Here is a 25,306-nt window from a genome sequence, read left to right as displayed (position 1 = left end):
GCTCAACTTTGCTAGATGGCTTGTGAGGGGAGCATTCGTGGGAGCGGTTGCCGCCGCATCTATCCCTGAACCGATACGGGCTGCGGACGCAGCTCTCCCAATTCGGACGTCGAGGGTCGATCGTGTTGCTGGATACGAAGTACGGTATCCGGCCGGTAGGCACCGTCACGGGTGTCCTGACGGATACTCTTGCTACGCCCTTTATGGCGCCTATGGACCTTATGGCGGGCCGGCATTCTGGGGTGCGTACTCAGGCTCATTTCGCTAACGCCCCAGTGCGACCGGCATCTGAGCGGTTCGATAAGCTTCCATGTTGCTGACGACTTTTTTTTCTCGTTTCGATAGGCGCGCGCGCCTGCCAAAAGGGGTCCGCATCTACGCAGTGGGCGATCTTCACGGCTGCGCTGATCTGCTGGCCGGTGCATTTGATCTCATCGATGCTGACTTGGCTCGTTCCAGGCCAGAACAGGCAATCCAAGTCTTTCTCGGAGACTATATCGATCGAGGCCCCGATGCGAAGCGCACAATCGACCTTCTCATTGACCGAGGGCAGCGGCACGAGACCGTTTTTGTTAGAGGCAATCACGAGGCCCTATTGTTAAGGCTGCTGGACGACCCAAAGATGCTTCCTAACTGGATTAAACTGGGGGGCATGACGACGCTGATGTCCTACGGAATAACGATCTCCGCCAGAGACGTGCTGCAGAGAGGACGGGAAGTTAGCGTCGCCTTGGCCGCCGCAATTCCTTCCGCTCACACTGACTTCCTGGCGAACCTCGTTCCTTTTTTCAGCTGCGGAGATTACTTCTTTGTTCATGCTGGCGTGCGGCCTGGCGTTCCGCTCGATAAGCAAAGCGAAGAGGATCTGATGTGGATTCGCGAGCCGTTTCTCAGTAGCGACCGAGATTTCGGCAAGGTAGTGGTTCATGGCCATACTCCAAGCCTGGAACCCGAGATTAGAAGCCATCGCATCAACATCGACACAGGAGCGTACGCAACAGGGTTACTCACGGTGTTGTCGATCCAAGATGATAAAGTCGAATTCCATTCGAGCAGTCGGTCGCGCCCGCCAAGATCTTAATAGTACGATTATTTTGCGATTGTACGCTCTGCCTGCCGGCCTCTCGGCATCGTGCAACAACCGTTGCAACGTGCACATTTTGTCAGCTGGCCAACTGATGCCGCCTGAACGATTCAGCTATCAGACTTCTCGGCGGCTTCGATCCTGAAGTCCTCAAGTTTCCGGCCGGCTTGAAGCGCGGCGACCAACCATCGAGGCATTTTGCCTCTGCCCGACCATTTCTCGTTAGGAGCTGACGGATTGTAGTATTTCGGCAAGACCTTGGGATACTTCCGCCGCCGCGGTTGCGTCTCCTGGCTCTCGCCAAGATCCGCACCATTGAGCTGCGCCAATCTTTTGTCCAGTTCCAGCTTTTCTGAAGTGATCTTGTCCGAGAGGATCTTTGTGAGCCGCTCGTGCAAGATCCAGAGCTCGTCAAAATTCATCGCTTCCAAAAAAGCCAGCTTGGTCATGCGATCTGAATCCAGCAAAGATGCGCCCTGTGTCAAAAAATTTGCTTTCCCGAAGAAACAGAGGTTTGGGCGACTTTTAAAACAGAACCAAAATCAAAGAGATTTTACTTAATTTTTTGCACATTAAAAGGTCTTAGTTTTATTTAATCGGCAATTTTTGCGCGCGATTTCAATTAGGATAAGGATTAAACGTCCGGCCATCCGCACGTAAAGGTAGTCCTTTGATTGATTCTAGCGCAACTTAAGGGCGGCCCAGATAATATCCTCCTGAACCTGGGGCACCGATGACGTCGCTCGGGCCACATCTGACTTTCGACAAGCGCGATGCTGTCGGGCCGGCACCGGCCGAAAGCGGCGCGCTTGCGTAACTTAAGTTCTGGGAGTGCGGCGGAAGCCGCATAATGCGCCCTGGTCTTCGGCCCGGCGAGATAAGGATAGGGAACTCGCGGGGGGTTATTTGGTCCTTAACCACGCGACCGACTTTGTTTTTCAAAGGTCGATAGGCCGGAGTAGCTTCATTACCGATGCATATCGGGAAATTGCTATGAGCCAGGATTGGGAACGCATCGAGCGAGAGTTGGCCGAGGCGATGCCGGGCGTCGCCCCTTCGATCGATCAGTTGAATTTTCTCACCGACAAAAACTCAATGAGAGACGCGCGTTGCCCGTCTCTGCAGGCTAGAGAAGCAGTGCTAGAGCACATCGCACAGGCTCTTGAGGATGGAAGGATCGAGGCGCGGGTCGATTAGTAGGCGTTCCGGCCACGTAACACTTCGTACGGAGTTCGAAGAAGGATCCAGATATCCAACTTGAAACTCCAATTCTCTATATACCAAAGATCACATTCCACCCTGCGCTCGATCAACTCGGTTGTGGGCGTTGGTCCGCGGTAACCGTGTATCTGAGCCCAGCCGGTCAACCCAGGTTTGACGCACTGGCGAAAGCCATAGTTCCTTACGAGCTTGTCAAATTGATTGTCGTGCGCGACCGCGTGCGGCCGGGGACCAATAAGCGACATGCTACCATGCAGCACGTTGAAGAGCTGCGGTAGCTCGTCAAGACTTGTGCGGCGAAGCCACTTTCCAACACCTGTAACTCTGTTATCGACGGCGCGCGCCTGGATCACCGCGGGTCCGTCTTCGAGCACTGTCATCGTTCGGAATTTGCAGATCTGGAAGGTTCGGCCGTTGAATCCCATCCTGTGCTGTCTGAACAGAATTGGGCCCCGCGAGGTAAGCTTGATCGCCACCGCGATGAAGACAAGCATCGGCGCTATGAGGATCAGCATCAATCCCGCACCAAAGAGGTCAACGCACCGCTTTGCGGTACATTCGGCGGCACTGAGGGGGCCTCGTTGCAGCTCAATGCTCACCAAGTCGCCAAGATCCCTGGAGGGACGCTTGAAAGCCTCAGCGGCCGGGCCGGTTGGAACGAATGTTACGGGAAAGGGCAGTACCCTGAGCTCAGCCGCGAAGTCGCGGAGTTCGGGCCATTGGTTCGTATCGGCCGCAACGACCACCGCTTCGATGTCAGAGCCCCTGATACGCTCAATCACGTTGGCAGCAAGCCTTCGGCGAATGTTCGAGTTCACGCCTGGTCGAGGCAGCGCAAAGCTTTCCTTGATGTCGAGACCAACCGCGGCCAAGGTATCGAAAAAATCAAGACCAGAAGCTTCGTGCCCGGAGATCAACACAACCTTGAGCCCGGAGAAACGTCGCTCGGCGAGCCCCTTTGTAAGGAGGCCTTTTGCGAGCATTCGATTGGCCAGCAGTGCCACAAGGCCTAGTCCCGCGAAAAGCATGCTTGTGCCGCGCGACAGCTCACTACCAATTTTCAGCGCGAAAACTATGCCGGACAGAAGCAGAAAAACGCCCGCCCACGTGGCAAAAATCATTCGGGCCTGGCGACGCCAGGCGAGAAGCGCTGTGGGCTCGTAGAGGCCCTGCGATTTCAGGCACAACGTAAAAAGCGTTGCGACAAGAATGGCAGAACCGATCGGCTGCCCCAGGTCGACGCGCATGCCTTCATGGACATGATGTGCACAGGTCGCCAAGACGCTCGCCAAGGCAATCGTTGCGACATCGAACAGGATCGTTGCTGCCTCGATGGAATGATAGCGAATGGGCCATTTCCGAATCGGAACCGGGGGAACGTCGCGGCCCTGAAAGGCCGAGCTCCGTAGTTCGGCATGGAGGCGTTGGTCAATGAAATTCATTGGATTAAAGCCTTCCAACTAGATTAATTAACCAAAAATTAATGAATGAAGGAAATAACTCATACTGGCGCGGCAGTCAAATTAATTAAACTGGGAACGAAGACCCGAGCTAGGCTAATCAACCAGCTTTGGGGATTTCGAATCCGCGAGAATACTCTGAAATTGCCCGAGCAGAGATGCAATTATAAGTTGCTCATGTCCTCATCGGATTGGTAGCAGGGTAAGCATTCGGTGAGAACCACGGCAGGACCACTCAGGCGGCCTGATCGACGCGCCGGATCGTGTCGCACCAATTCCACGGCAGGAGTTCGTCGAGCCGGTGGCGGGATGCTCTGCGATGCGGTCCAGAACGAAACCCAACCAGGTTTGCGGGCCGATGTCATTCATCTTGGCGGTGACGATCAGGCTGTACATCAGCGCGGCGCGATCGCCGCCGCGGTCGAGCCGCGGAAAAGCCAGGACTTCCTGCCGAGCGCGATGCCGCGGAGTGCCCGTTCTGCTGCGTTGTTGGATAGACAGATACGGCCGTCGTCGAGGAAGCGGGTGAACGCGCTCCAACGCTTGAGCATGGAGTCCATCGCCTTGGCGACGTCGTTGCCGCGCGACAGCTTGGCACGTTGCTCACGCATCCAGCGTTCCAGATCGGCAACAAGCGGTGCGCTCAGCTCCTGCCGCACGGCCCGGCGCCGTTCCTGCGTCTCGCCATTCTTCCGCGCTCGATCTCGAACAGAGCATCGATCCGGCGCACGGCTTCAAGCGCCAGGGGAGAGATCACCGCCGGCTTCTTGCCGCCTTGCGCCTTGCGGCGTGCGTTCTCGGCCAGGTCGGCCAGCACGAACAACGGCCGCCGAGCGTGGACCCAGCAGGCGGCTTCCAGTATTGGACCCGCATTGCGGCAGCCTGCCATAGCCGCCATAGGCGTCGGCCTGGAAGATCCCGCTGTAGCTCGCCAGATGCGCCTGCGGATGCTCGCCGGCGCGATCGCGTGAGTAGTAAAACACAGCCCCTGGCGGGGCCTGTCCGCCGAACGGCTTGTCGTCCCGGACATAGACCCAGATCCGGCCAGTCGAGGTCTTGCCCTTGGCCAGAACCGGCACCGTGGTGTCGTCGCCGTGCAAGCGCTCGGCGGCGAGCACATGGGCTTCGAGGCGATTGAACAGCGGCATCAGCGCGAGCGTGCAGCCGCCGGCCTGGTCGGCAAGCGTCGAAGGCTGACTGGCACGTCTTCCCGGGCGCAGCGCTCGGCCTGCCGGTTCAGCGGCTGGTGCTGGCCAAACTTCTCGAACAGCACCATCGCCAGGAAGCTCGGGCCGGCCCAGCCGCGGGCGATGACGTGGAACGGCGCCGGCGCCTGGCTGATCTTCTCGCAGTCCCGGCAGCTGAACTTCTCCCGGACGTGCTGGATCCCCTTCCAGGATTTCGGAACCACCTCCAGCGTCTCGGTAATGTCTTCGCCGAGCTTCGACAGCCGCATCCCGCCGCAGCAGGCGCACGCCATGGGTCCCGGTACGACCACGCGTTCGCGAGGCAGATGATCGGGGAACGGCTTGCGCGATGGCGCTTGCGGCTGAACGACGCCACAGTCGTCGTCCCGTTCGCAGTCTTTGTCGCGGCCATTTCGTCTGTCAGTTCGTCCTCGGTCGCAGAGGTCTCGAGTTCCTCCAGCGTCAGCTCAAACTGATCCAGCAGACGTGCGGTGCGCTCCGAGCGTGAACCATGCCGATCGCGGTTCAGCCTTTCGATCTGCAGCTTCAGATGCGCGATCAGCGCCAGGTCGTCCGCGCGCACGATGGCGAGTTCGGCGCGCGCCGCAAAGCAACGCCGCGTGCAGCGCTTCGATGTCGTCCGGCAGCTTTTCGAGGCCGTCTTCCATGCCTCAATGGAATCATAAAAGCTGCTTGGCGCCGGCTTTTTACAATCTCAGAGGATTTTTGCGCAGCCTATCCAGCGCTCTGCGGACGCCAGCTGTGTTGCGGATTGGGCCAGTCGATCGCTTCCAACAGATAGCCCAGCTGGGCCGCGGTCAACGCCACCACGCCGTCCACCGCCGATGGCCAGATGAAGCGACCTCGGTCCGGCCGCTTGGCGCAAAGCGACAAACCGATCCCGTCGTGCCACAACGCCTTAATCAAAGTGCAGGCGCGACCGAACACGAAGACGTCCCCGGCAAACGGATCACGCCCGAAGCCTTCCTGCACCAGGAGCGCCAGCCCTGCATACCTTTGCACATGTCGGTATGCCCGGTCGCGATCCAGATCCGCGCGCCTGCTGCGACCGGGATCATCGGCGCTCCAAAATGCCGAGCACCCGCGACAACGCGGCCGCGTCGACGTCAACATCGACGATGATCCGGCGATCATTGCCCAGCTCGATCACCATCCGGCCGCTCGCCCGCGTGGCAACTTGTATCGGCAGCGCATTCGGCGATGCTGCCGCGCTCACCACGACCGCTGGCACAAACGCCGGCTTGGGCTGCTCGGTAGCCACACCACTACCCCAGCGAACAGCCGACGCCACGTCAGCAGCAACGACCGCGATATCCCGCGCCGCCGCGCCGTCGACGAAATCGCCCGCGGCGCGTGCATGCTCTCAAGCAATCTTCAGCTTCTCGTCGTCCGTCCAATGACGGCGACGGCCGGTCTCGACCATCTCGAGACGCTCAACCTGAGTACTGAACTTATGGCTGTCCATAAATGCTGTTACAAAGCAATCCGCTCAGCCCCACAAGACCGCCCCCACCGGAGGCAGACGTAGCAGGGCTATGTTTCCGCGTTGAGACGCTCCTGCTTTTGGCGTTGTTCACGTTCGCAGAAGCGCTTTGTTGGGGCGCGTCGAACGGCGTCTATGCTGCTTTTCTCTGGGGATTAGCCGCGGAGGCCTTCCTTCAAATTGGCTATGTCACCGGGATGTGTGTTCGAGCCAAACTCCAGCGCGCAGGGCTCGTGCACGTTGAGCCCTCGAGGAGAGAGGCATAACGTTCACCGCGGCCGCATTTCCTTCAGAAAGACCGGGTCAGTCTCGGCGATTTGTCGTTCGGCAAGGCGCCGTCCGTCAACACTTGCCGAAGCATAAGCTTCGACGAGTGTCGGCCTCAGAGCCGGCAGTCGGCTTACAATGAGACTGACGTCCCGCTTGATCATGTCCTGAAGCTCGAGATCGGCAACCGCGCCGCTCAAGCGCAGCGCAAGCTTAATCCTCGCTGGTACGAGTTCAACGTCGTTGGGAGCCGTGTAGTACGCCATCTTAAGCAGTGCGCCTGGATCATAGGCGCCCCACTTATGCTGGTCCGCCAGCAACGCGAATGTCAGCCAAACATCACTTCGGTATGGAGAAAATCTCAAGGCTTTGAGAAGATCATGACGCACAGCTTCATCAGAAGTTCGTGTCGGCGTCCCTTGCAACAGCGCCGCGCCTGCAAAACCGTATTCTGCCCACAGATCGCCACGAGCGATGGCAATCGATGCAGCATTCGCAAGGCTATTCTTTTCACGGACCGAGACCGGCGGATACGTCGCTCCAAAGGCGACCGTCTTGGTTCCCAACAGGAAGTACGTTGGAAGCAATACCCAGGTTGCCTGCGCTGCCAGCAATAGTCCGAACAGGGCGCAGCATGACCGCATCAAGGGTCTATCAACGGTCAGCCCGGCAACAACTGGATGCGTTCTGTCGACGTCGCGAGTTCGCAGCGATGAAACGACGTTCTCAATTGCGCTTCGGCTTTGGGCATACGACAGGCCGATGCATGCGCTGATGATCAGCAGCGCTGAAAAGCTCAAGGCGTCGCTGTTAATGAACGCCGTCATCGCGGTCGTCACTAAGACGCCAGCGCCCGCAGCGGCGTAAACGTAATCCCTGCTGCGAGCCAACGACCCCTTCGCAAGAACAATGGCCGCTGCAGCCATAACGAGGATCGCAGCGAGCAGGAAGGTCCGGCCCATCTCTACCGCGACGATCGTCGCCGCGGTTTCGGAGACGTGGCGAGTAACGTCGCCAACGTCACGGTAGACCGGAAGTATGTCCTCGAAGGCGCCCGCTCCATAGCCAAATGGCCTTGCATCTGACAGCAGCAGGTCTGTCGCACTCCAGCTTTTTTGGGGGGACATCAATTTTGTGATGTCCACGTCCGTTTTGAGCGGCGCGATGGCCACGAAACCAAGAAGAGCAACCACGCCGGTGGTCAAAACCCCCGCCTTGCCCCATCTTCCCCAGCGCCATTTTCGAACGATATAGATGCTGACCGGGGCGCTCATCCCAAAAATCGCTGCGAAAGCCAGCGTCAGCTCTCCCAGCATCATCATTGAAAATGTCCCCAGGGCGAATGCTGCGGTCGCTACCCCAAGGCCCACGACCGCGTGCAACCTGGATTTTGGCTGGCGACGTTTGCTGGAATATTGTTCCCGGACGTTAAGTACCGAAGCGCACGACAGGATGATCCCGATCGTAGAAACGAGGACGGCTCCCGCGGCGTCGGTATCGAGGCTGTGAACGTAGCCGAGCTCGGAAGCGAGCTGCAGTCCTGCGACAAACGCTGCAATGGCAGTCAGGAGGTAGAGAAAATTCTCCGCAGATTGTCGATCCACGGTTGCGGCGCTGACCGCAATCCCTGTTGCGATGACAACGCAATACCGGGCAAATGACAGGAGTGTCGCTCCGGTGTCGATCGATATCGTCCCGTCGATCGGCATTCTCAGCGCGCTGGATGCTGTTGACCAGATGGCGTCAGACGGCCAAGGTGAGGGAGCCGGTACGACTTGGAGCAATATCCATAAGCCCGGGACGATCAGCGCAATGAGCGCAGCCGGGCGCATGTTGCGGCACAACCTGTCGATGGCACCCAAGCGTGAACTTAAGGCGAGGCGGATAAGAGCGACCGCCATCATGGCGCAACCGAAGCCAGTTGCACCTTCGGCTCGAACCGCACTGAACGCCACGGCGAAGGCAACGAAAATTGCCGAGAAGTAAAGCCAAATGAACATACTGCTGCCTCGAGAGCCGGAGGCCGACATCGCCTCCCTGCGATCAATGTCGCAGGAAAAGGGCCTCGTGGCTGTGCTCGATGAGATCCGTCGCCATCACAATGGCCAACTTCAGTGAATCGGTGTGGGCGTTGTGATGACCGTTGCCGAGCCAGTACCCTGAATGGTGTTCCTGAGGATAAGTCCGTTCGTCGCGTAGGTGATGGGGTCGTTCGCGGTAGCCATGATGGTCCGCAGGAAAGTCAGGAATTTCGTCGTCTCAACCGACGCGGCGTTCGATGTGTAAATCACGTCCTTGTTCCTCATTTCGAAATTTTGTGCGAGGAAATACCCCGACGGATCGCGAAGATTGACATTATAAACGATAGGTATGATTGGGCCGGCAAACTTCGTACAATCCACGCCAAGTCGCGCCGCAACTTCGCGCGTTTCGCCTCTATACAAAAACACCCAGCTTGGATCGGCGAGGGAGTCGTTAAGGCCGCCCTGCTTGCCGACAGCTTCCGCGAGCGAAAGTCTCCACGCGTCAAACTTGTAGAGGCCCTGACCGGCAGAGGCCGATGCGCCAGCAGCACCCACCGCGACGAATGTCTGTGGCTGGCCGAACACATAGATCACGTCGCTCGGGAGCACGTAGATGTTGTTCGTGGGTTCGTACAAGAGAGCGCCAAAAGGCACGCTGGCGCGATGACCCGATCGCTCAAGCGAGACCCACATATCGTAGCCTTGAGTGCCTGGACCGCCGGCTCTCGCAATTGCGTCAAGGATGCGTTCACCCGAAGGGCTTGCAGGGAAGCGGCCAGCTGTGCGCACATCCCCCAGAACGCTGATAAGTGATGTGTTTTGCTGGGCGACTGAGACCACCACCTGCGGTTCAAGCGCACGTGCCTTGAGCTTGCCGACAATGTCCGCTTGAACCTCGGTAGGCGAGCGGCCTTTTGCCCGCACCTCTCCGGCGTACGGAACAGCGATGTTCCCGTTCTCGTCGACCGCCTGATTGGGGACTGTCACAAAGTTTCCAGCCCGCACGCCATTCTCGGACGTGAACAGCCCACCGGCCGCGGCCTCGAAAATAGTCACGCTGACGATATCACCGATGCCGAAGCGAAATGCCTTCGGCGGCGACCGGTCGGCAAATGCCGTCGACAACCTCGGTATATATTGACCGAGCGTCTGAACGACTTCGGGGGTGACCTTTACAAGCGCGTAAGGAACGCTAACTGGCTGTCCGCCCTCTGATTTGTTGAGTACATCGACCCCCTGCGGTCCAGTCGTCGGCACGATCGAACACCCGGCGCAAAACAGCACTAGGAGCATGGCAGTTCGTTTCACCGTCATTTGCGCAATGGTAAACAGGAGATCCCCCGCACGCTCGTCGGAAAGTCAGCGCTGGGGAGAATGCCATTTTGTATGGAATCTGGACAGGCCGTCGTGACAGCCCCAGCAACTCGGTGCGAGAATGTTGCCAAAATGCAACAAACGCAAAGCGCGCAAAAATAGTGTTAAGCGTCGGTAAGACCGTAGTGCACGTAGTGGTCGTCGCTATAGTAGTCGCTTCTGTGGGAATCGTACTGGAGCATCGCCCGAATGTCTGTCTTGTTGAGAACGACGCCAATCAGGTTCTCATAGACATTTGGTGCCGTGTGCAGGGCGTGTTGCACCACATCGATTTTGGTTTTCCCCCACTCGACGACAAGCATAAAGCAGTCGACCAGCGTCGCCGTGGCGCGGACGTCGACGATGGGCGTCAGAGGGGGCAGGTCGACAATCACATAGTCATAGGTAGTTCGTAAGCGAGCGAACAACTTGCGCATGTGTTCGGTTGCCAGAAGCTCGCTGCTATGAAGCAGCGGCCGAATCTTAACCACCGGCAAAAAGGCCAAATTCGTCTTTGGCTCCTGCCAGATCGCCTCTTCCAAAGAGCATTTTTCGAAAATGACCTCAAGCAAACCGACGCTCGCATCCGGCGCGAGGGCCTTTGATAGAGACGGGTTTCTGAGATCACAGTCGACGAGGATTACGCTCTTTCCCCCCTGTCCGATCAGTTGGGCAAGAGACGCCGCGATCGTCGACTTGCCCTCATGGGGCAGTGAAGACGTTATGCCAATGACCTTGTTTGTCGTTTGCGTCGGATTGAGGTCAATGCCCAATTTGATTGAGCGAATCGATTCCGCAAACCGCGACAGCGGCATATTCATCACGGCCCAATGCAAAGGCGAATGCGTGGAAACCGTCCTCCTGCCGGTTTCCCGATCCGGCAGTAGGCTGGCTTTCAGTTTCCGAAGCCTGGCCGCTTGCAGAAGTGGAACGACGGAAAGGCAGGGGAGGCGCAGAGCTGCCTCGAGCTGATCCGGCGTCCGGAACACCCGGTCCATCGTTTCTCTGAGCAAGCCCAGTCCAACGCCAAGACCAAGACCTCCGAACAAGGCGATCGCAAGTATGATTGTCGTCTTGGGCTTGCTTTTGCTCTGAGGAATGGAGGCGGGATAGATGACCCTGGCATCCGAAATAGGGAAGGATTCTTGCTGCGCCGATCCCATATATCGCTGCAGGAACGTGTCGTAGAGCGTTCGATAGCCTTTGGCTCGGCTTTCGAGCTCCCGCAGAGTGACTTCCGCCGAATTCGTCGCCCGTGACACCGAAACGGCCTCTGACAACTGCTTTTCGAGATCTTGCTGGCGTTGCTTGGAAACCTCGTAGTCGCTCCGGCTCGTTTCTGCCAGGCGGCGGACTTCGTCGAGTACGGACGCTCGAATTTCGCGCATTCGAGCGCGCAGGTTGACGACACTGAGGTGGTCCTTGCCGAACCGCGCCGACCATTCGCTTTCCCGCCTGACCAGCTCGAGGTATTGTTGGCGCAGACTGTTGATAATAGGGCTCGCCAGCGCATCCGATCCAGAGGCGTCGAGTGTGCCGATTGACTCCCCCTTAGAGGGATTCTCCTTGAGAATACTTTCATAGCGGTTTAGGCGCGCGAGCAATTCCGCCGTTTGAGCCCGGGCCGCTACGATGCGGCTATTCACCTGAGTGACTTGCTGCTCGTCGATAGGTTTTCCTTCCGTCGAGAAAATGTTGTTTTGAGATCTGTAGGCGTTGACCGCGCGCTCAGCGGTTTCAGCCTGATCTCCCAGCGCCTTTATTCTTTGTTGCAGCCAGAGAGTTGCCGTTCGATTGGCCTCGAATTTTGCATTGAGCTGATCTGCGATGTACGCGTCGGCAATTGCGTTGGCGATCTGGGCCGCACGCGCCGCATCATTCCAGCTGAAAGTCAGTTCGATCACGTTGCTCAAGTTCACGCGCGCTGCTGTAAGCCGCTCTTGGAACGCCGTCATAACGTCGCCAGCCAGTCGCGCCTGTGACTCGCTTTCATCGGGGCCTGGTGTGCCACCAAACCACTTGCGAAGGCGGCGTCCCATTAATGTCAATGGAGAGTCCGTGTTCCTCGTCAGGTCGGCCGTGAGGTCGAGTTTGTCGATGACATCGCTTGCGATAGCCTTGGATCTGAGAATTTGCAGCTGGGTTTCTATTTCCCTCGGGTCAAAGGACGGTTCGGCAACGGCAGACTGTTGCTGAATGAACTGCGCCTTTTGATTTCCCAACAGGATGCGCACTTGAGCTGTGTAAGTTGGTGGCGTGATGCGAAGGTAGATCAGACCAGCAGCCAGGGCGAGGACCGCGCCAAAAATTACGATGGCGTACTGACGACGCAAAAATCCACGTGCCAAATTCACCAGCGGACCGATTCCGGTCGCGCCCCCCGGCGGCGGGCCGTCGGCATTGCCGAGCGCAGTCCTCGATCTGTCGGTGTTCTGCAGCATCCGGTCTTTCCCGCGTTCCGTGACAGGCCGGCCAAGACACCCGCAAGTTTAAAGCTTGCGCGAAATCCGGACAGGCCCGTTCAAACCATATCGATAAGTTAGTGCACGTCAAAATTTAAATCGACGAGAGGCGAAATTAATCGTGAATCAAGTGGTCGGATTATGAAAAACTGGAACCCTAAGTCACGGATTGCATTTGATAATAAATGCGATCAAATGCCGCGGTGTGTTTAATTTTCAGGTGTCGGATGTATATTTGTGTTAGAAGATCAGAATTATAACAGGTGACGGGAAGCTGAACATGTCCGCAATTTTGAAGATTGTCTTAGTTCTGTTAGCCGTGTCGGGTACCGCAACCAGCGGCTATGTTTTCTACAACGCTGCTCTTTCGTCTAACGACTGGGTCTACGGCGGAAGATCTCCCACCAATTGGGCCAATGGTGGGGTGCATGGCGCTCCGGGGCCCATCGCCGGTGCGGGTATTCCGCTCGCGGCCGCGGCATACGGCGTTTATTGGCTGATGAAGCGACGTCGCAAGCAGGACTGAGCAACCAAAGTCGCTCGGTACTCGAACGCGAACGGTTCATTGGAATCAGCACGATCATCGCTGTTTAGCCCTTGACGAAAGGGAGACCGAAGGCAGATGCATTCGGTTTCCCCATTTCGACATTGCCGATCCTTTAGCGGTCTCCTAAGCCACTCTCGTCGAGCCTCCGGGCGGTAATTTTGCCGCGACGCTCCAGGGACAATCAGACCGACTCTGTTGCCTGAAGGTGCACGCTCCGCACAGCCCTTCCTGAAGGATCATCCATTTTCGCAAATTCCTGCGACCAGCGAAATGCGGTGGGCGTCGAACAAGCGATCGACGGGCCTACCGGAACCGTGAGGCAGGCGGTCGGATTTTGGAAAATGCGATCGAAGATGGTCCTGTACAGATAGCCCTCCTTCGAAGTTGGCGTCTGGTTCGGAAATGTCCGCTCCACGATTGACATCATTTCATCAGTGACCTTGCTGTTCGCGTAGTCCTTCAGGGAATCGATCCAGCCATAGCCGACACCGTCCGAAAACTGCTCCTTTTGACGCCACAGAATCTCATCGGGTAGAAGGTCGGGAAAGGCTTCTCGCAAAATGCTTTTTTCGATTTTTTTTCCCGGGCACATCTTGTCCGCGGGGTCTATTGACATGGCGTAGTCCAGAAATTCCTTGTCCAGAAATGGTACGCGCGTCTCGAGCCCCCAGGCGGCTGTGGCCTTGTTAGCGCGACAGCAGTCGTATTTGCTCAAGGCGAACAGCTTTCGAACAGTCTCTTCGTGAAATTCTTGTGCATTCGGGGCCATGTGAAAATACAGATATCCGCCGAACACTTCATCCGCGCCTTCTCCCGAAAGCACCATCTTGATGCCCGTCGACCGTATCTTACGCGCCATCAGATACATGGGCGTTGCCGCTCGAATTGACGTAACGTCAAACGTCTCGAGATGACGGATGACATCCGCCACTGCATCAAGCCCTTCTTGGATCGTGAAGACAATCTCGTGGTGAACCGTTCCGATGTGCTCGGCCACCTTACGCGCGAAGCGCATATCCGGAGCGCCTTCAAGCCCGACGGAAAAGGAGTGAAGGCGAGGCCACCAAGCTTCCTCGGTATCGCCTGATTCTATTCGTTTGAACCGGTGTTGCGCGGCGATGGCGGCGATGAGAGACGAATCCAGGCCGCCGGATATCAAAACGCCGTAGGGAACGTCGCACATGAGTTGCTGCTTGACCGCAGTCTCAAGTGCCGTCCGGAGTTTCTGAAGCGAAACCTTTTCCGTCGGCGCTTGGTGCTCCCAGGATGGATTGTACCATTTGACGAAAGTCCTGTCCCGCCCAGTATAGTAATGGCCTGGCGGAAATTCCTGGATCGTTTCGCAGGTGGCGTCCAGAGCCTTCATCTCGCTCGCGACGTAGGTTGCCCCGGCACGATCCCACCCGATGTAAAGCGGAATGATGCCGATGTGGTCTCGCGCGACAAAAAAGTCACGCTTCTTTTCATCGAACAAAGCAAACGCAAAAATCCCGCTGAGCATATTGCACACGGCGGGGCCATATTCGTCATAAAGATAGAGGATGACCTCGCAGTCGGATTTCGTTTTCCAGGCGTGATGTTGCTTCAGCTTCTCTCGAAGCGAAACATGGTTGTAGATCTCGCCATTTACGGCCAGCGCCCGACCCGCCATTTCGTCTATCAGGGGTTGGGCCCCGTGCTCCACATCGACGATTGAAAGTCGCTCATGAGCAAGCACTGCGCCTTCATTCGAGTAGACGCCGCTCCAATCTGGTCCGCGATGTCTGATCATCTTGGACATTTCCAAAGCGCGGTTACGCGCCGTTTCGAGTGGTTCCTTGAACTCGAAAATGCCAACAAAGCCGCACAATGCAATTACTCCACTATGGAAAATGCCTGCCGTGGTGGTGTAAAATTCACTATCAGCCGCAAGCAGGAAACGGCGGGTCATATTAAATCGGGTTTATTTTATTATATATAAAACAAAAATTTGCAATATGATTTATTATTTTGCTTTGCGTTATGCGTTAAAGTCATTGGCCATTCGGAGCACTTCGATACGGGTCGCTGCGACGGGGGCGGACCGCTTTTACTGCTCGCTCCGAGCGAATAGGGGCGCACTACCAGTTTCGTTAATGACAATCCTGGCGCCGAGCCCCTTTTTGCCAAGTCGGTCGACCTGGGATTCTGTCCCGGCCTCGCAGGAGACCGAAAGATAGGGGTTCGGGTTGACCAAACCGGCGGTCTACCGAATGCCGTTGCCGTCGGTTGGAGGTCGGACGGCCGCACTCACGCGACGGACGTGCTCGGCACAATGCAATCGTCTGTCTTGCTTGAAGACGCATGCCTGTCACGGAACGCAAGTGGGTCGAGGTTGACCGAATGTGTCGATCGGAATGATCGCAATGCGTGATTTGGCAAAGGGCCATGCGATTACGTCGGGCCAGTCTTAAATCCCCGATCAGGAGGCAAGCCATCGTCCCGCCACGCGGCGTCTTGCTCCGAATTGGCTCTCTCTGTTGTTACTATCTGCCTTGACCGATTCAAGAAATGGCGCCTGCGCCCCTTGCCAAACGCTTGGCCGATGCTGCATCGTTGGTGTGCACGATCCGAATGTGAGTTGAGATGATGATGCCGACACGTCCTGAATCGCCTTGGATGAGCGATGAGACAAGGATCTTTCAGAACTCGGTTCGACAGTTTATCGAAGCGGAGCTTGTCCCAAACCATGCGCGTTGGTCCGAACGTGGCTTCCCCGACGCTTCGGCTTGGCTCAAGGCAGGTCAGGTTGGATTGTTACTTCCGGACGTACCTGAGAAGTATGGAGGGGGAGGTGGGACCTTCGCCTATGAGGCCGTTATCATCGAACAGCTTGCTCGGAGCGGTGTCCACTTCGGCTTCAACATTCAGAGCATAGTTGCACATTATATCCTCGCCTATGGAAACGAAGAGCAGAAACTTCGATGGCTGCCGCGAATGGCCGCTGGCGAACTTGTTGGTGCGGTCGGATTGACGGAACCCAGTTCGGGATCGGATCTCCAGAGCACCAGAACCACAGCGCAAAGAGATGGCGATCATTATGTGATCAATGGATCAAAGACGTTCATCACAAACGGCTGGCAGGCCGGTCTTGTTTGTCTCGCGGTCCGGACTGATCCCAGAGTGTCCGGGCCGAGGGCCCTCTCACTGCTTGTGATTGAGACCAAAGATCTCCCGGGATATCGGGTAGGCGAGCCACTCGAGAAGGTCGGTCGGCACGCTCAAGACACTTGTGAATTGTTTTTCGACGAAGTGCGTGTTCCCGTCGGTAGCCTGCTTGGCCCGAGCGAGGGGCGCGGCCTGTTTCAAATGATGGATCAGTTTCGATACGAGCGGCTGTCGATCGGACTGAGCGCGGTCGCGGCAGCGGAGCGCGCCATCGAAATCACCACCGCATACGTAAAGGAACGTAAGGCATTCGGCAAACCTCTGCTGGACCTGCAGAACACGCGCTTCAAGCTCGCCGAATGCAGGACCGAGGCGCATGTCGGTCGGGTGTTCGTGGATAATTGCATCCAGCAGTTTATCAATGGTCAGTTCGATACCGTTACCGCGGCCATGGCCAAATACTGGCTCACTGATAGCCAGTGTCGGATCATAGACGAGTGCGTGCAGTTGCACGGCGGCTACGGCTACATGCAGGAATCCGCAATTGCGCGCTTGTGGACCGATAGCCGGGTCCAGCGCATATACGGAGGTGCGAACGAGGTGTTAAAGGAAGTGATCGGCTCCTCGCTTTGAGCCAAATCGGGCCGTTCGACGCGGGTGGCATCCAGGCTGCCATCACAATCGTCTTGACCTGGTGCTGCCGTTGCCAAATTCTTGCAGTGCGCCCGGAATGGGGATCGGCCGGGACCTTGGCGGCTTCTCGCCGCCAAGCGCGTATCGGAGCCTCAGGCGCCGATCTGGTTTAGCCGCTCTTGCATTGCGCCGGCGAGGACGCCGACGTGCTCGCCGATCAATAGATCATTGACCTCAAACTTCTCAAGATGGTGTTCGCTGACCGAACGAGCAAACGGCTTCCAAAGGTGTGCGCGATGCCACCAGTCGGCTGTAATGAAGAGGTCGACATGGCCGTCATAAACCCGCGGCGTATAGTTGTGGACCGCCGCGACTGTTGCATTCTCTACCCGGCTTCTGGCGGCGAGATTGCTGGCTCCCACGAGTTCCACGCCCTTCTGTCGTTCGAGCCTCAATTGAAGGCGGCGTTTGAACGCGCTCGGGGTCAGCACTTTCAGGTAGCTGGAAAGGCGTACGAGCAACAGCGATGTTGGATTGAACATCGTCGGATACGCACTGCCTATGAGCGCAAGCAGGGCCACTTTCTGTCCCATTGCTGTGAGCTGTTGCGCGACCTCGAAGGCTAAAGCTCCGCCTGCACAGTGCCCTGCAATCAGATAGGGGCCTTCCGGACGGTACTTGCGGATTTGCTGGACTTCATAACGTGCGAGATCTTGGACCGTTGAGAGCGGCTCACTGCCATCGAGACCAGGCGGTTGAATGCCGACCATCGGCTGCTCCGCGTGCAGGTGTCGCGCTAACGGAAGCATACAAAAGATGTCGCCGCCGTGGCCAGAAACTGCAAATATCGGAGGCCTCGATCCATCTGGCTTGATAGGCACGATCGAGGTTCGTTCGATATTCCGGGCTTCGGCTTGCCGGAGAATTGTCATGATCGATTGCTTGCGGCTGGCAAGCGCCTGCTTTAGCTCATCATCCAACGCCCCTACCGGGGCGCTGCACTTCAATTGCGTATCCTCGATCCACAGGCGGACGTCGCGGGCGCGAAGCGTCGAAAGGAGGGCTGCATCATCCATCACAGATTGAACTCTTCACGAGCGCCTGGAGAAGTACTGGTGCTCTGGTTGGTGATCACGAGCATATCGATCGCCTCCGAAAGTCCGGCGATCGTCGGTCGCTCGAACAGAACAGCAATCTCGAGGTTGATATTGAAGAGCGCGCGCAGTCTCGCAACAAGACCGACGGCAGTCATAGACTGCCCGCCAAGATCAAAGAAATCATCCTGAATGCCGATCCCTTCCGTCCGCAACAGCTCGTGCCAGACAGCGGCAATGGCCTTTTGAGTCTCGGTTCGTGGGGGGCCGCCCTCGCCCCTGCTGGCAGCAAGAGGCGCGGGGAGAGCCTTTCGGTCGACCTTCCCGTTCTGGGTGAGCGGGAGGGCTTCGAGCAGCATGAATTGCGAAGGGACCATGTATTCGGGCAGGCGGGTTCCCAACGATTCCTTTAGCTCGTTCATGTCCAGCGCACCGAAACGGGGGACGATGTATCCCACGAGCTGACGGTTTCCTGGCTCGTCCTCGCGAGCAATCACGGCGCACGCTTGCACGTTGGGTTCGGCCGCGAGATTGGCTTCGATCTCACCGAGCTCGATGCGGTAGCCGCGAATTTTCACCTGATCATCCGCTCGGCCGAGATACTCCAGGATGCCGTCGTTGCGAAAACGAGCCAGGTCTCCGCTTCGATAGAGGCGCGCGTCTGTTTCAGTGCTGAATGGGTCCGACAGGAATCGTTCCGCGGTCAATTCGGCCCGGTTCAAGTAACCGAGGCCAACGCCAGTCCCACCGATAAACAGCTCGCCCGCCACTCCGGGCGCGACCGGCTTCATGTTCTCCTCCAGAACGTAGAGCTGTGTATTGGCGATTGGACGTCCGATGCAGACAGAGCCGCTTGTCGGATCACCAATTTGAACCTCGTGCACGCAGCAGCCGACGACTGTTTCGGTCGGACCGTACTCGTTGAACAAACGCGTCGCAGGCGCATGTTCGCGCCAGAGGCGGAGAGTTTCGGCAACGAGGTTTTCCCCGCCGATCACAAATGCGCTGGCTGCATCTGCGGCCTGCTCGGGCGCGATTTGTGCGTTAAGCAACTCGAGATGCGCGGGCGTGATCTTGACGAGACCTCGCTTTCCGGGGGCTTTGAGGGCTGCCATGAGCCCTTGAGCGCCAACATCCTCTGGCAAAAGTTCAACGGTCCCGCCGCCCAAAAGGGTGGTGTAGAGACTTGTAACCGTCAAATCGAACGATATCGATGTGTGAACCGGTACGGCAAACCCTGCAGCCACGGGGTAAGTCTTGATCGCCCACCACAGGTAATTGACCAGGCCCCGATGCACGATCATCGCCCCCTTCGGCCTGCCCGTCGAGCCGGACGTGTACATGACGTAGGCCAGATTTGAGGGGATCGTTGCCGACGGGGGATTAGCCTTGGACTCGCCGCTCAAGATTGGCGAATCGACATCCAGGCAGATGACCTTGTCTACAGGCGTCGTTAAGAGCGACAGGCACCCTTGTTGCGTTAGAAGGACGAGCGGGTTCGCGTCCTCGATCATGAAGGACAACCGCTCCTTAGGATAGGCCGGATCAAGGGGAACGTATGCTCCGCCTGCTTTCCAAACGGCCAACAAGGCCACGATCAGTTCGGGAGAGCGCTCGAAGCAAACACCCACCAGAGTGTTGGGACCAACCCCACGCTTGCGGAGATAGTGAGCGACACTGTTGGCTCGCTCGTTTAGATCGCTATAGCTTAAGCGGCGCTCTCCGAATGTAAGCGCAATTGCGTCCGGCGTGCGCTCGACCTGAGCCTCGAACAATTCTTGCGCGCAAACTTGCGGAAAATCAGCCTGAGTGTCGTTCCACGCGCGCAGTTGCGCTCGCTCCTTGTCGGACAAGGTGCCCCAAATGTCGGAGCGATATTCCTTCGATGGATTTGGCAACGCTTCTATCAATGACACAAATCGCCTCCCGGTAGTTCGCAACCGTACAAACTGTTTGCCCGCGTAAAAAGCTTCCCAGCTGTGCCCGCGTCCCGGAAACGCGTCCGCCAGGTCCCTAAATAATCATAGAGCGTTTCCAAATTTAATTAAATAGCATTGCTATGGTAAATTATTTCAAGGGGGAAAAGAGCAATAAAATCAGTATGGAGAAGCGCTGCATGAGCGTCACGCTTTTTTGTCGCTATTTAATTTTATTGTTTTGAAGTGGGTCTTTCAGCTATTCTGGAAGTCGGACTTGGTCCGCAACTGGCACTCGGAAGCAAGATGAGTTTCCTTGGCCGCGGGGCGCGCCTGGAATTTGAAGTCCAGGAGCAGGTCATCGAGCGAAATGGCTGAAGATATGACCGCCATCTTGAAATATTGCCCGACCCGCGGCGAGCTCTATGCGGGGGTATTCATAATCGGTTGCATCAACGGCTTGGCCGCGAAAGCCATTTCGTCGGTGCATCGGATCGGATGGCAGGATGCCGTTTTGGGCACGTTCGATGTGAGCGCCGTGGTTATCGCGGCATGCTTTGCAGGAATTTCGCTGGTCCTGTCCGACAGAACTGAGCTGGCGCGTGCCGTCGACGTTGCCCTTGCGGCCATTCTCTTGCTGGTCATCGCACTTCCCATTGGCGCGGCTAGTTGGATCGCTGTTGCCATGCTGAGCATCTACGTGTTGTCGACCCAGCAGGTATCCGAACCATTGCGTCGCGGGGCAGTCATTCTCCTGGCCACCACGGTTCCTATGCTGTGGAGCCGCCTCATCTTTGATATGTTCGCAAAATATGTGCTGGCAATCGATGCGTGGCTTGTCGGATGGATGCTGGGAACGGATCGGCACGCCAATATGGTCGAGTTTGCTGATCACTCGGGAACACTCGCGATCTTCCCGTCGTGTTCGTCGCTCGCAAATGTATCGCTCGGCCTGCTGTGTTGGATCGCGATCAGCGAAATGACAGGCCACAGAAGGCGCCCGCAAGACATCCTCTGGTGCGGACTTGTATGCGCATGCGTCATCGCAGTGAACGTCCTTCGTATGAGCCTCATGGGGCTGAGCTACGCGCATTACGCGATGCTTCACAGCCCGCTATCCGAGTTGGCTGTGAACGTCATTATTCTGATCCTCGTCGCTGCAATCAGCATGCTAGGCGTTAGACGTGACATATTCTCCCGCGCTTAAGTGGATGCTCATCGTTTTGATCCCGCTGACGATCGGGTGGAAATTGATGTTGAAGCCGGAAGATCCGGTCGAGATACAAAATGCGATTGCTGTGTTTCTGGCCGAGCAGAAGTTTGAAGTCGTCGTCAGCGACGAGAACCTCGAATACATGCATATCGTGGATGCAAGATCACCCTCGTGCCATTTGCGGGTAGCCAGGGTCTCGCCGCTTGGCCACGAGGCGGATCTCATTCGCAGGTTGAACGAGCTGAACGGTCGTACGTATTTTGTGTTCAGAAGAGTGGTCTACTCGGACCAACCAGTCTACCTGACGGTTGTCAACTATATCTGGTTCAGGTTTCTTCGCGAACTCGGCTTCGTGTCCCGGGTTCCCCCCGTCCTCGCTGTCGTTGCCTCTTGTGAGACGGACCAATTGCCATGGAGCATGCTGCGTTCGCTCGAGCCGACCTGAGGTATGAGCGTCAGATGCCTCGGTTTGACGGCCCCTCCGGCGCGCGCGGCTGAAGAGTGTTAAAGCTTACTTCCAGGACAATTGACCTCCCTTATTTTTTGACTCGGAGCCTAATTCCAGGCGGTTGGAGCAATCTTTTTACTGATCTCATGATATGGAGTAGCATGAACTTTCATCAATTTCTTAAGTGCCGCACGATGAGAGCGATAGAATTTCGCCGGTACGTGAAGATCCTGATCAGCCTGAGTTATTATGCTGGTCGCACGATCTTGCGTTTCATCTTGGGGCGGTCGTCCGCGCAGCGCCTTACCGTACTTTACTACCACGGTATCTCGGCTGAAGACCGGCCAGCGTTCGAGCGTCAGATTGATGCTCTTCACCGCAGAGCCCAGGTGGTGCCGGCCTCACACCGCGGCCCCCTCCCTGAAGGCAAGAAATGCGTTGCAATCACGTTCGACGACGCGTTCGTCAGCGTCGCCCAAAATGCCCTTCCCAAGCTTGCTGAGTATGCGTTCCACTCCACCATATTCGTACCCGTGGGCTGGCTTGGGCGCGCGCCGGGATGGGTTATGAACGAGATCGAAGGCGCAATCGGTACCGGCGGAAGTTCGGAGGCCCAGGAGGTGGTTATGTCCCGCGAGCAATTGCAGGCTCTTAGTGCCTCGCTGGTCTCGCTCGGGTCACATACGATAAGCCATCCGTTAATGCCATCTCTCGGTCGGAAGCAGCTGCGGGAGGAGCTTGAGGACTCGAAAGTTCGATTGATGCAATTGAACAGGGGACCAATTCTCGATTTCTCATTTCCCTACGGAGAGTATGACGTTGGTATGCTCGCCGATTGTAGGGCGGCCGGCTATGAAACGGTGTACTCAATATCTTCGCAAGAGATCGATACAACGGCTCCTGATATGTTGCGTGGACGGACAAAGGTGGATCCGTCCGATGGCCCGCTGGAGTTCTTTTTGAAGTTCAACGGCGCCTATCAGTGGACGAGATTGACAACCCCACTCAAGCGGTTCTTGGGATCAATGAAGGGTGGGGGGGCGCGCGACCAAGTCACGTCCCGATGAATGGGGCGCCGAAACCCGTGTCCCTCTCATATCGCTGCAGCGAACGTGGCGAACGTATTCACTTATCGTGAAACTGCGGCTGGCCTGTTTCGCCTCGTATCCCCGCGAACAAACCTCTCGCAGCCGCTTCGAAGTTTCTTGGCGAGCGCGCGACGAGATACATCATCGCGTGAATGCAACCAAACAATCCTGCTAGCAAAACGTAGCGGGGCCAGTGCATCCGGACGAAAGTGAGATTATTGCGGCTTTCAAGGTAGACCGAAAGGTAGGATCTTTGTGCTCGACGACGGGCCGATCCGATTGTCGTGCCCCCTTTGTGCGGTACAATCGAGTCCGGCGCGTATCCAAGACCGTGCTTTTTTGCTCGCTTTGACCAATCGGCGTCCTCGTAGAATAGGAAGAAGCGTTCATCCATGGGGCCAATGTCCTCGAGGCAGCGCCTCGTAACATACATCGATCCACCCGCGATGCAGTCGAGATCAGCCTCTATCGACTTGAGGTCCACAGGAGTGTTGATGGGCTCTCCGAGGCCGATCAGCGCGAGATCTGCTCGAAACTTGCGCCATCGATGACCGGCGCGGCAATGAACATACGTGCTGTGGACATCAGGCACGATAGTGCTGCCGACCATCCCCTTGTTGCCAGCCGAAGAGCGATCCACCAGAGCTTTTAAAGCGTCCGGTTCGGGTTCCGAGTCCGGATTGAGCACCCATACTCCATCCCACTCTGGATTTGGCAACACGCGATGAATCCAGACGTTGGTGCCTCCGGCGTACCCCAAGTTTTGCGTTGCGCAGCCAACCCACACACGGGTGCTGCGCCCCTTGAGCGCAAACCGGGCGATCTCGATCTGTCGGGAAGGAACGGCCGGCGGTGCTTCCGGGGGCGGATCCGAGCCTCTGGTGCAGGGCCCTCCCGGCCCGATCAGTGTGTCGCACAGCAGAACGAACGCTTCATCTCCGCCGTTCTCGCAAATGAAGACGTCAAAGTGCGGTTCATCCGTCGAGCGCGACAGCGCGGCGAGGCAAGCCCGTACGTCTTCGGGGTTGCGGAAGCCTACAATGATGATCGCAATGCGGTGCTGATCCAGGGCCATTTACCTTCACTCAAAGAATCCTATCGAGAACAGATTGATGCGTTAGAGCCAATGCAAGCCGATGCCAGGAACGCCGGATGGAGACATCTGGGCGTCTGGATCATCGGCATTAGAGAGATATTTCACCGAACTGCAACTCCTGTTCCGACTCTTTGCGGCGTCCCGCGCAGGGGGTGAACTGGCTTTGTAGGACCGCGCCGTGCCGTGAACAATCTTTGCGTCGCGCTTGCTTGAAGTGCTGGTAAACGTACGTTCGGGACTTGCCCCCTCGCCCACAGCATGACCAACCGGCTCCTGTGGGCATCGCGCCAGAACGGCGGGGCGCCGATACGAGCCTGAGCAATTGCGATGTATCAGTAAAATGCCTCGCTTGATTTGCCTTTTCGGATAAGTCGGCTAAATAATCGATGTGCAAGAGGTCGACGCAATCAATATCGTTAATTTTTAGCGGGTCCATTATGAATGTCCGAGATGCTTTGACACCGGCAAATTCTCCGCTGGTGGATTATGCCCTGAAAGGTCTGGATCGATGCTGGTTCGGCGAAAGCGGTCGCTGGTCTCATATCTATCATTTGGACGGGCGCAGCGAGCCAAATGAATCGGTTCCTCAAAGCGATGTATTCTATACTCTCAATGTGCTCCTTGGGATGACGCGAGTACCATCAGTCCCCGCTCACGTTAACCTGCGCGAGATCTTCTTGCGCAATGCGCGACAGTTGAAGGCGCTCCCCGTTTCCAAATACGCGTTAGGCGTGGCACTCTGGACTTCAGCGGAGCTAGGCGTGGCGTTGCCCGACGATATTCTTCGCCATATTGAAGGGCTCGTTGCCGACCGGAACCAGTGGCGGTCCTTTCGTGCGCAAGATCTTGGCATGATCATCGCCGGTGTGGTGGCGCAAGCGAAGATCGATAGAAAGTGGACGTCGAGGGCTGCTGAGCTGGTTCAATTTTTGCGTGATCGATACCATTCGCCATCAGGTCTATTTTTCGACGCGGCTCAGGGACCAAGGCGTCGGTTTGCGTCTTTTGCGACCCAAACTTATCTGCTTCTTGCTTGCTACACTTATGGCGAGCTGACAAATGACAGCCGGCTCATAGAGATCGCCAACGCGACCACCCGAAAGCTGATCGGCCTTCAGGGCCCAGCTGGCGAATGGCCGTGGTTCTTCGATGCAGCAAGCGGAAGGGTGCTCGACTTCTACGAGGTGTACTCGGTTCACCAATACGGTATGGCTCCGGCGTTTCTTGAAATGGCCGAGCAACACGGCGTACAAGAGGCGCGCGATGCGATCTGCAAGGGATTTCGGTGGGTCCTGGGCCAAAACCAGCTCTCCAAGTCGATGCTTGTGCCCGACTTGCACTTGAGCATCCGCTCGCAAGTTCGACGAGGGGAACTGAAATCAAAGGGGCCGAGAGTCATGCGTTCGATTAGCAATGCGTTACTCCAGCACGACGCCTCGCTGATTGATCCTTCAGAAATTGAACTTCGCCTCGAGTGTCGAAGCTATGAGCTTGGTTGGATTCTCTGGTCGTTTGGAAGTCGTTCTGACCTGCCGGAATTGACACATCATGCAGCTTTCACACGGGCTAACCAGACCTAATAT

At 56.9% G+C, this 25,306-nt stretch carries 19 protein-coding genes and 1 pseudogene; 8 read left to right on the top strand and 12 right to left on the bottom strand.

Annotated features, from left to right (window positions below; genetic code table 11):
* The first annotated feature begins 310 nt into the window (after nucleotides 1-310).
* A complete protein-coding gene (locus AC0L3U_RS30550) occupies nucleotides 311-1,081 on the top strand; it encodes a metallophosphoesterase family protein (protein ID WP_473294088.1) in 771 nt (256 codons plus the stop codon).
* 113 nt (nucleotides 1,082-1,194) lie between these two features.
* Here AC0L3U_RS30550 and AC0L3U_RS30545 read toward each other — a convergent pair whose 3' ends face one another.
* Entirely contained in the window at nucleotides 1,195-1,533 is a 339-nt protein-coding gene (locus AC0L3U_RS30545) for an H-NS histone family protein (protein WP_007606826.1), read from the bottom strand.
* Between the two features lie 544 nt (nucleotides 1,534-2,077).
* On the opposite strand from AC0L3U_RS30545, the gene AC0L3U_RS30540 reads away from it, so the two are divergent.
* Nucleotides 2,078-2,281 (top strand): hypothetical protein, encoded by a 204-nt coding sequence (locus tag AC0L3U_RS30540; RefSeq protein ID WP_007606827.1) that lies wholly within the window; start codon nucleotides 2,078-2,080, stop codon nucleotides 2,279-2,281.
* Here the strand turns inward: AC0L3U_RS30540 and AC0L3U_RS30535 are convergent.
* From AC0L3U_RS30535 to AC0L3U_RS30505, 7 genes and pseudogenes are all read right to left on the bottom strand, one after another.
* Nucleotides 2,278-3,747 carry an undecaprenyl-phosphate glucose phosphotransferase gene (locus tag AC0L3U_RS30535; RefSeq protein WP_473294089.1) on the bottom strand — a complete coding sequence of 490 codons (1,470 nt, stop codon included), beginning with the start codon at nucleotides 3,745-3,747 and terminating at the stop codon, nucleotides 2,278-2,280. The genes AC0L3U_RS30540 and AC0L3U_RS30535 overlap by 4 nt on opposite strands.
* Nucleotides 3,748-4,000: 253 nt before the next feature.
* Nucleotides 4,001-5,620 (bottom strand): annotated as a pseudogene (gene tnpC, locus AC0L3U_RS30530) (IS66 family transposase).
* 67 nt (nucleotides 5,621-5,687) lie between these two features.
* A complete protein-coding gene (gene tnpB / locus AC0L3U_RS30525; protein ID WP_007606829.1) occupies nucleotides 5,688-6,086 on the bottom strand; it encodes an IS66 family insertion sequence element accessory protein TnpB in 399 nt (132 codons plus the stop codon).
* Nucleotides 6,028-6,234 (bottom strand): IS66 family insertion sequence element accessory protein TnpB, encoded by a 207-nt coding sequence (locus tag AC0L3U_RS30520; protein WP_231171088.1) that lies wholly within the window; start codon nucleotides 6,232-6,234, stop codon nucleotides 6,028-6,030. The genes tnpB and AC0L3U_RS30520 overlap by 59 nt, the downstream gene beginning before the upstream one ends.
* 491 nt (nucleotides 6,235-6,725) lie before the next feature.
* Nucleotides 6,726-8,723, bottom strand: coding sequence for a hypothetical protein (locus tag AC0L3U_RS30515; RefSeq protein WP_473294090.1), 1,998 nt, complete (start codon nucleotides 8,721-8,723; stop codon nucleotides 6,726-6,728).
* A gap of 111 nt (nucleotides 8,724-8,834) precedes the next feature.
* Complete coding sequence (locus tag AC0L3U_RS30510; RefSeq protein WP_035973828.1) at nucleotides 8,835-10,040, bottom strand: polysaccharide biosynthesis/export family protein; 1,206 nt, start codon at nucleotides 10,038-10,040, stop codon at nucleotides 8,835-8,837.
* Nucleotides 10,041-10,225: 185 nt separating this feature from the next.
* Nucleotides 10,226-12,541, bottom strand: coding sequence for a polysaccharide biosynthesis tyrosine autokinase (locus AC0L3U_RS30505; RefSeq protein ID WP_007606834.1), 2,316 nt, complete (start codon nucleotides 12,539-12,541; stop codon nucleotides 10,226-10,228).
* Nucleotides 12,542-12,842: 301 nt separating this feature from the next.
* On the opposite strand from AC0L3U_RS30505, the gene AC0L3U_RS30500 reads away from it, so the two are divergent.
* Nucleotides 12,843-13,088, top strand: coding sequence for a hypothetical protein (locus AC0L3U_RS30500; protein ID WP_007606836.1), 246 nt, complete (start codon nucleotides 12,843-12,845; stop codon nucleotides 13,086-13,088).
* 202 nt (nucleotides 13,089-13,290) lie between these two features.
* On the opposite strand, the gene asnB is transcribed toward AC0L3U_RS30500, so the two are convergent.
* Nucleotides 13,291-15,039, bottom strand: coding sequence for an asparagine synthase B (gene asnB / locus AC0L3U_RS30495; protein WP_473294091.1), 1,749 nt, complete (start codon nucleotides 15,037-15,039; stop codon nucleotides 13,291-13,293).
* Nucleotides 15,040-15,716: 677 nt separating this feature from the next.
* Here asnB and AC0L3U_RS30490 point away from each other — a divergent pair.
* Nucleotides 15,717-16,868: an acyl-CoA dehydrogenase family protein gene (locus AC0L3U_RS30490; RefSeq protein WP_473294102.1), complete on the top strand. Its 1,152-nt coding sequence runs from the start codon at nucleotides 15,717-15,719 to the stop codon at nucleotides 16,866-16,868.
* A 152-nt stretch (nucleotides 16,869-17,020) separates the two neighbouring features.
* Here the strand turns inward: AC0L3U_RS30490 and AC0L3U_RS30485 are convergent, their stop codons facing one another.
* Both AC0L3U_RS30485 and AC0L3U_RS30480 read right to left on the bottom strand, forming a co-directional pair.
* Nucleotides 17,021-17,944 (bottom strand): thioesterase domain-containing protein, encoded by a 924-nt coding sequence (locus AC0L3U_RS30485; RefSeq protein ID WP_007606839.1) that lies wholly within the window; start codon nucleotides 17,942-17,944, stop codon nucleotides 17,021-17,023.
* Nucleotides 17,944-19,878 carry a non-ribosomal peptide synthetase gene (locus AC0L3U_RS30480; RefSeq protein ID WP_473294093.1) on the bottom strand — a complete coding sequence of 645 codons (1,935 nt, stop codon included), beginning with the start codon at nucleotides 19,876-19,878 and terminating at the stop codon, nucleotides 17,944-17,946. Before AC0L3U_RS30480 ends, AC0L3U_RS30485 begins: the two co-directional genes overlap by 1 nt.
* 370 nt (nucleotides 19,879-20,248) lie before the next feature.
* Between AC0L3U_RS30480 and AC0L3U_RS30475 the strand changes: the two genes are divergently transcribed.
* The 3 genes from AC0L3U_RS30475 to AC0L3U_RS30465 all read left to right on the top strand — a co-directional run bounded on the left by AC0L3U_RS30475 (nucleotide 20,249) and on the right by AC0L3U_RS30465 (nucleotide 22,606).
* The gene (locus AC0L3U_RS30475; RefSeq protein ID WP_007606841.1) at nucleotides 20,249-21,085 is read left to right on the top strand and encodes a hypothetical protein; all 837 of its coding nucleotides are present in this window, start codon (nucleotides 20,249-20,251) and stop codon (nucleotides 21,083-21,085) included.
* Nucleotides 21,086-21,089: 4 nt separating this feature from the next.
* Nucleotides 21,090-21,536, top strand: coding sequence for a hypothetical protein (locus AC0L3U_RS30470; RefSeq protein ID WP_035973830.1), 447 nt, complete (start codon nucleotides 21,090-21,092; stop codon nucleotides 21,534-21,536).
* 164 nt (nucleotides 21,537-21,700) lie between these two features.
* Nucleotides 21,701-22,606, top strand: a complete 906-nt coding sequence (locus tag AC0L3U_RS30465; RefSeq protein WP_473294096.1) for a polysaccharide deacetylase family protein — start codon at nucleotides 21,701-21,703, stop codon at nucleotides 22,604-22,606.
* Between the two features lie 58 nt (nucleotides 22,607-22,664).
* Here AC0L3U_RS30465 and AC0L3U_RS30460 read toward each other — a convergent pair whose 3' ends face one another.
* Nucleotides 22,665-23,702 (bottom strand): glycosyltransferase family 2 protein, encoded by a 1,038-nt coding sequence (locus tag AC0L3U_RS30460; protein WP_473364282.1) that lies wholly within the window; start codon nucleotides 23,700-23,702, stop codon nucleotides 22,665-22,667.
* 458 nt (nucleotides 23,703-24,160) lie between these two features.
* Between AC0L3U_RS30460 and AC0L3U_RS30455 the strand changes: the two genes are divergently transcribed.
* Nucleotides 24,161-25,303, top strand: a complete 1,143-nt coding sequence (locus AC0L3U_RS30455; protein WP_473294098.1) for a hypothetical protein — start codon at nucleotides 24,161-24,163, stop codon at nucleotides 25,301-25,303.
* Nucleotides 25,304-25,306 lie beyond the last annotated feature (3 nt).

Source organism: Bradyrhizobium sp. Kon69 (assembly GCF_055807515.1).
The sequence above is the reverse complement of the archived record's forward strand: the minus strand, read 5'-3'. Positions and strand labels throughout refer to the sequence as shown.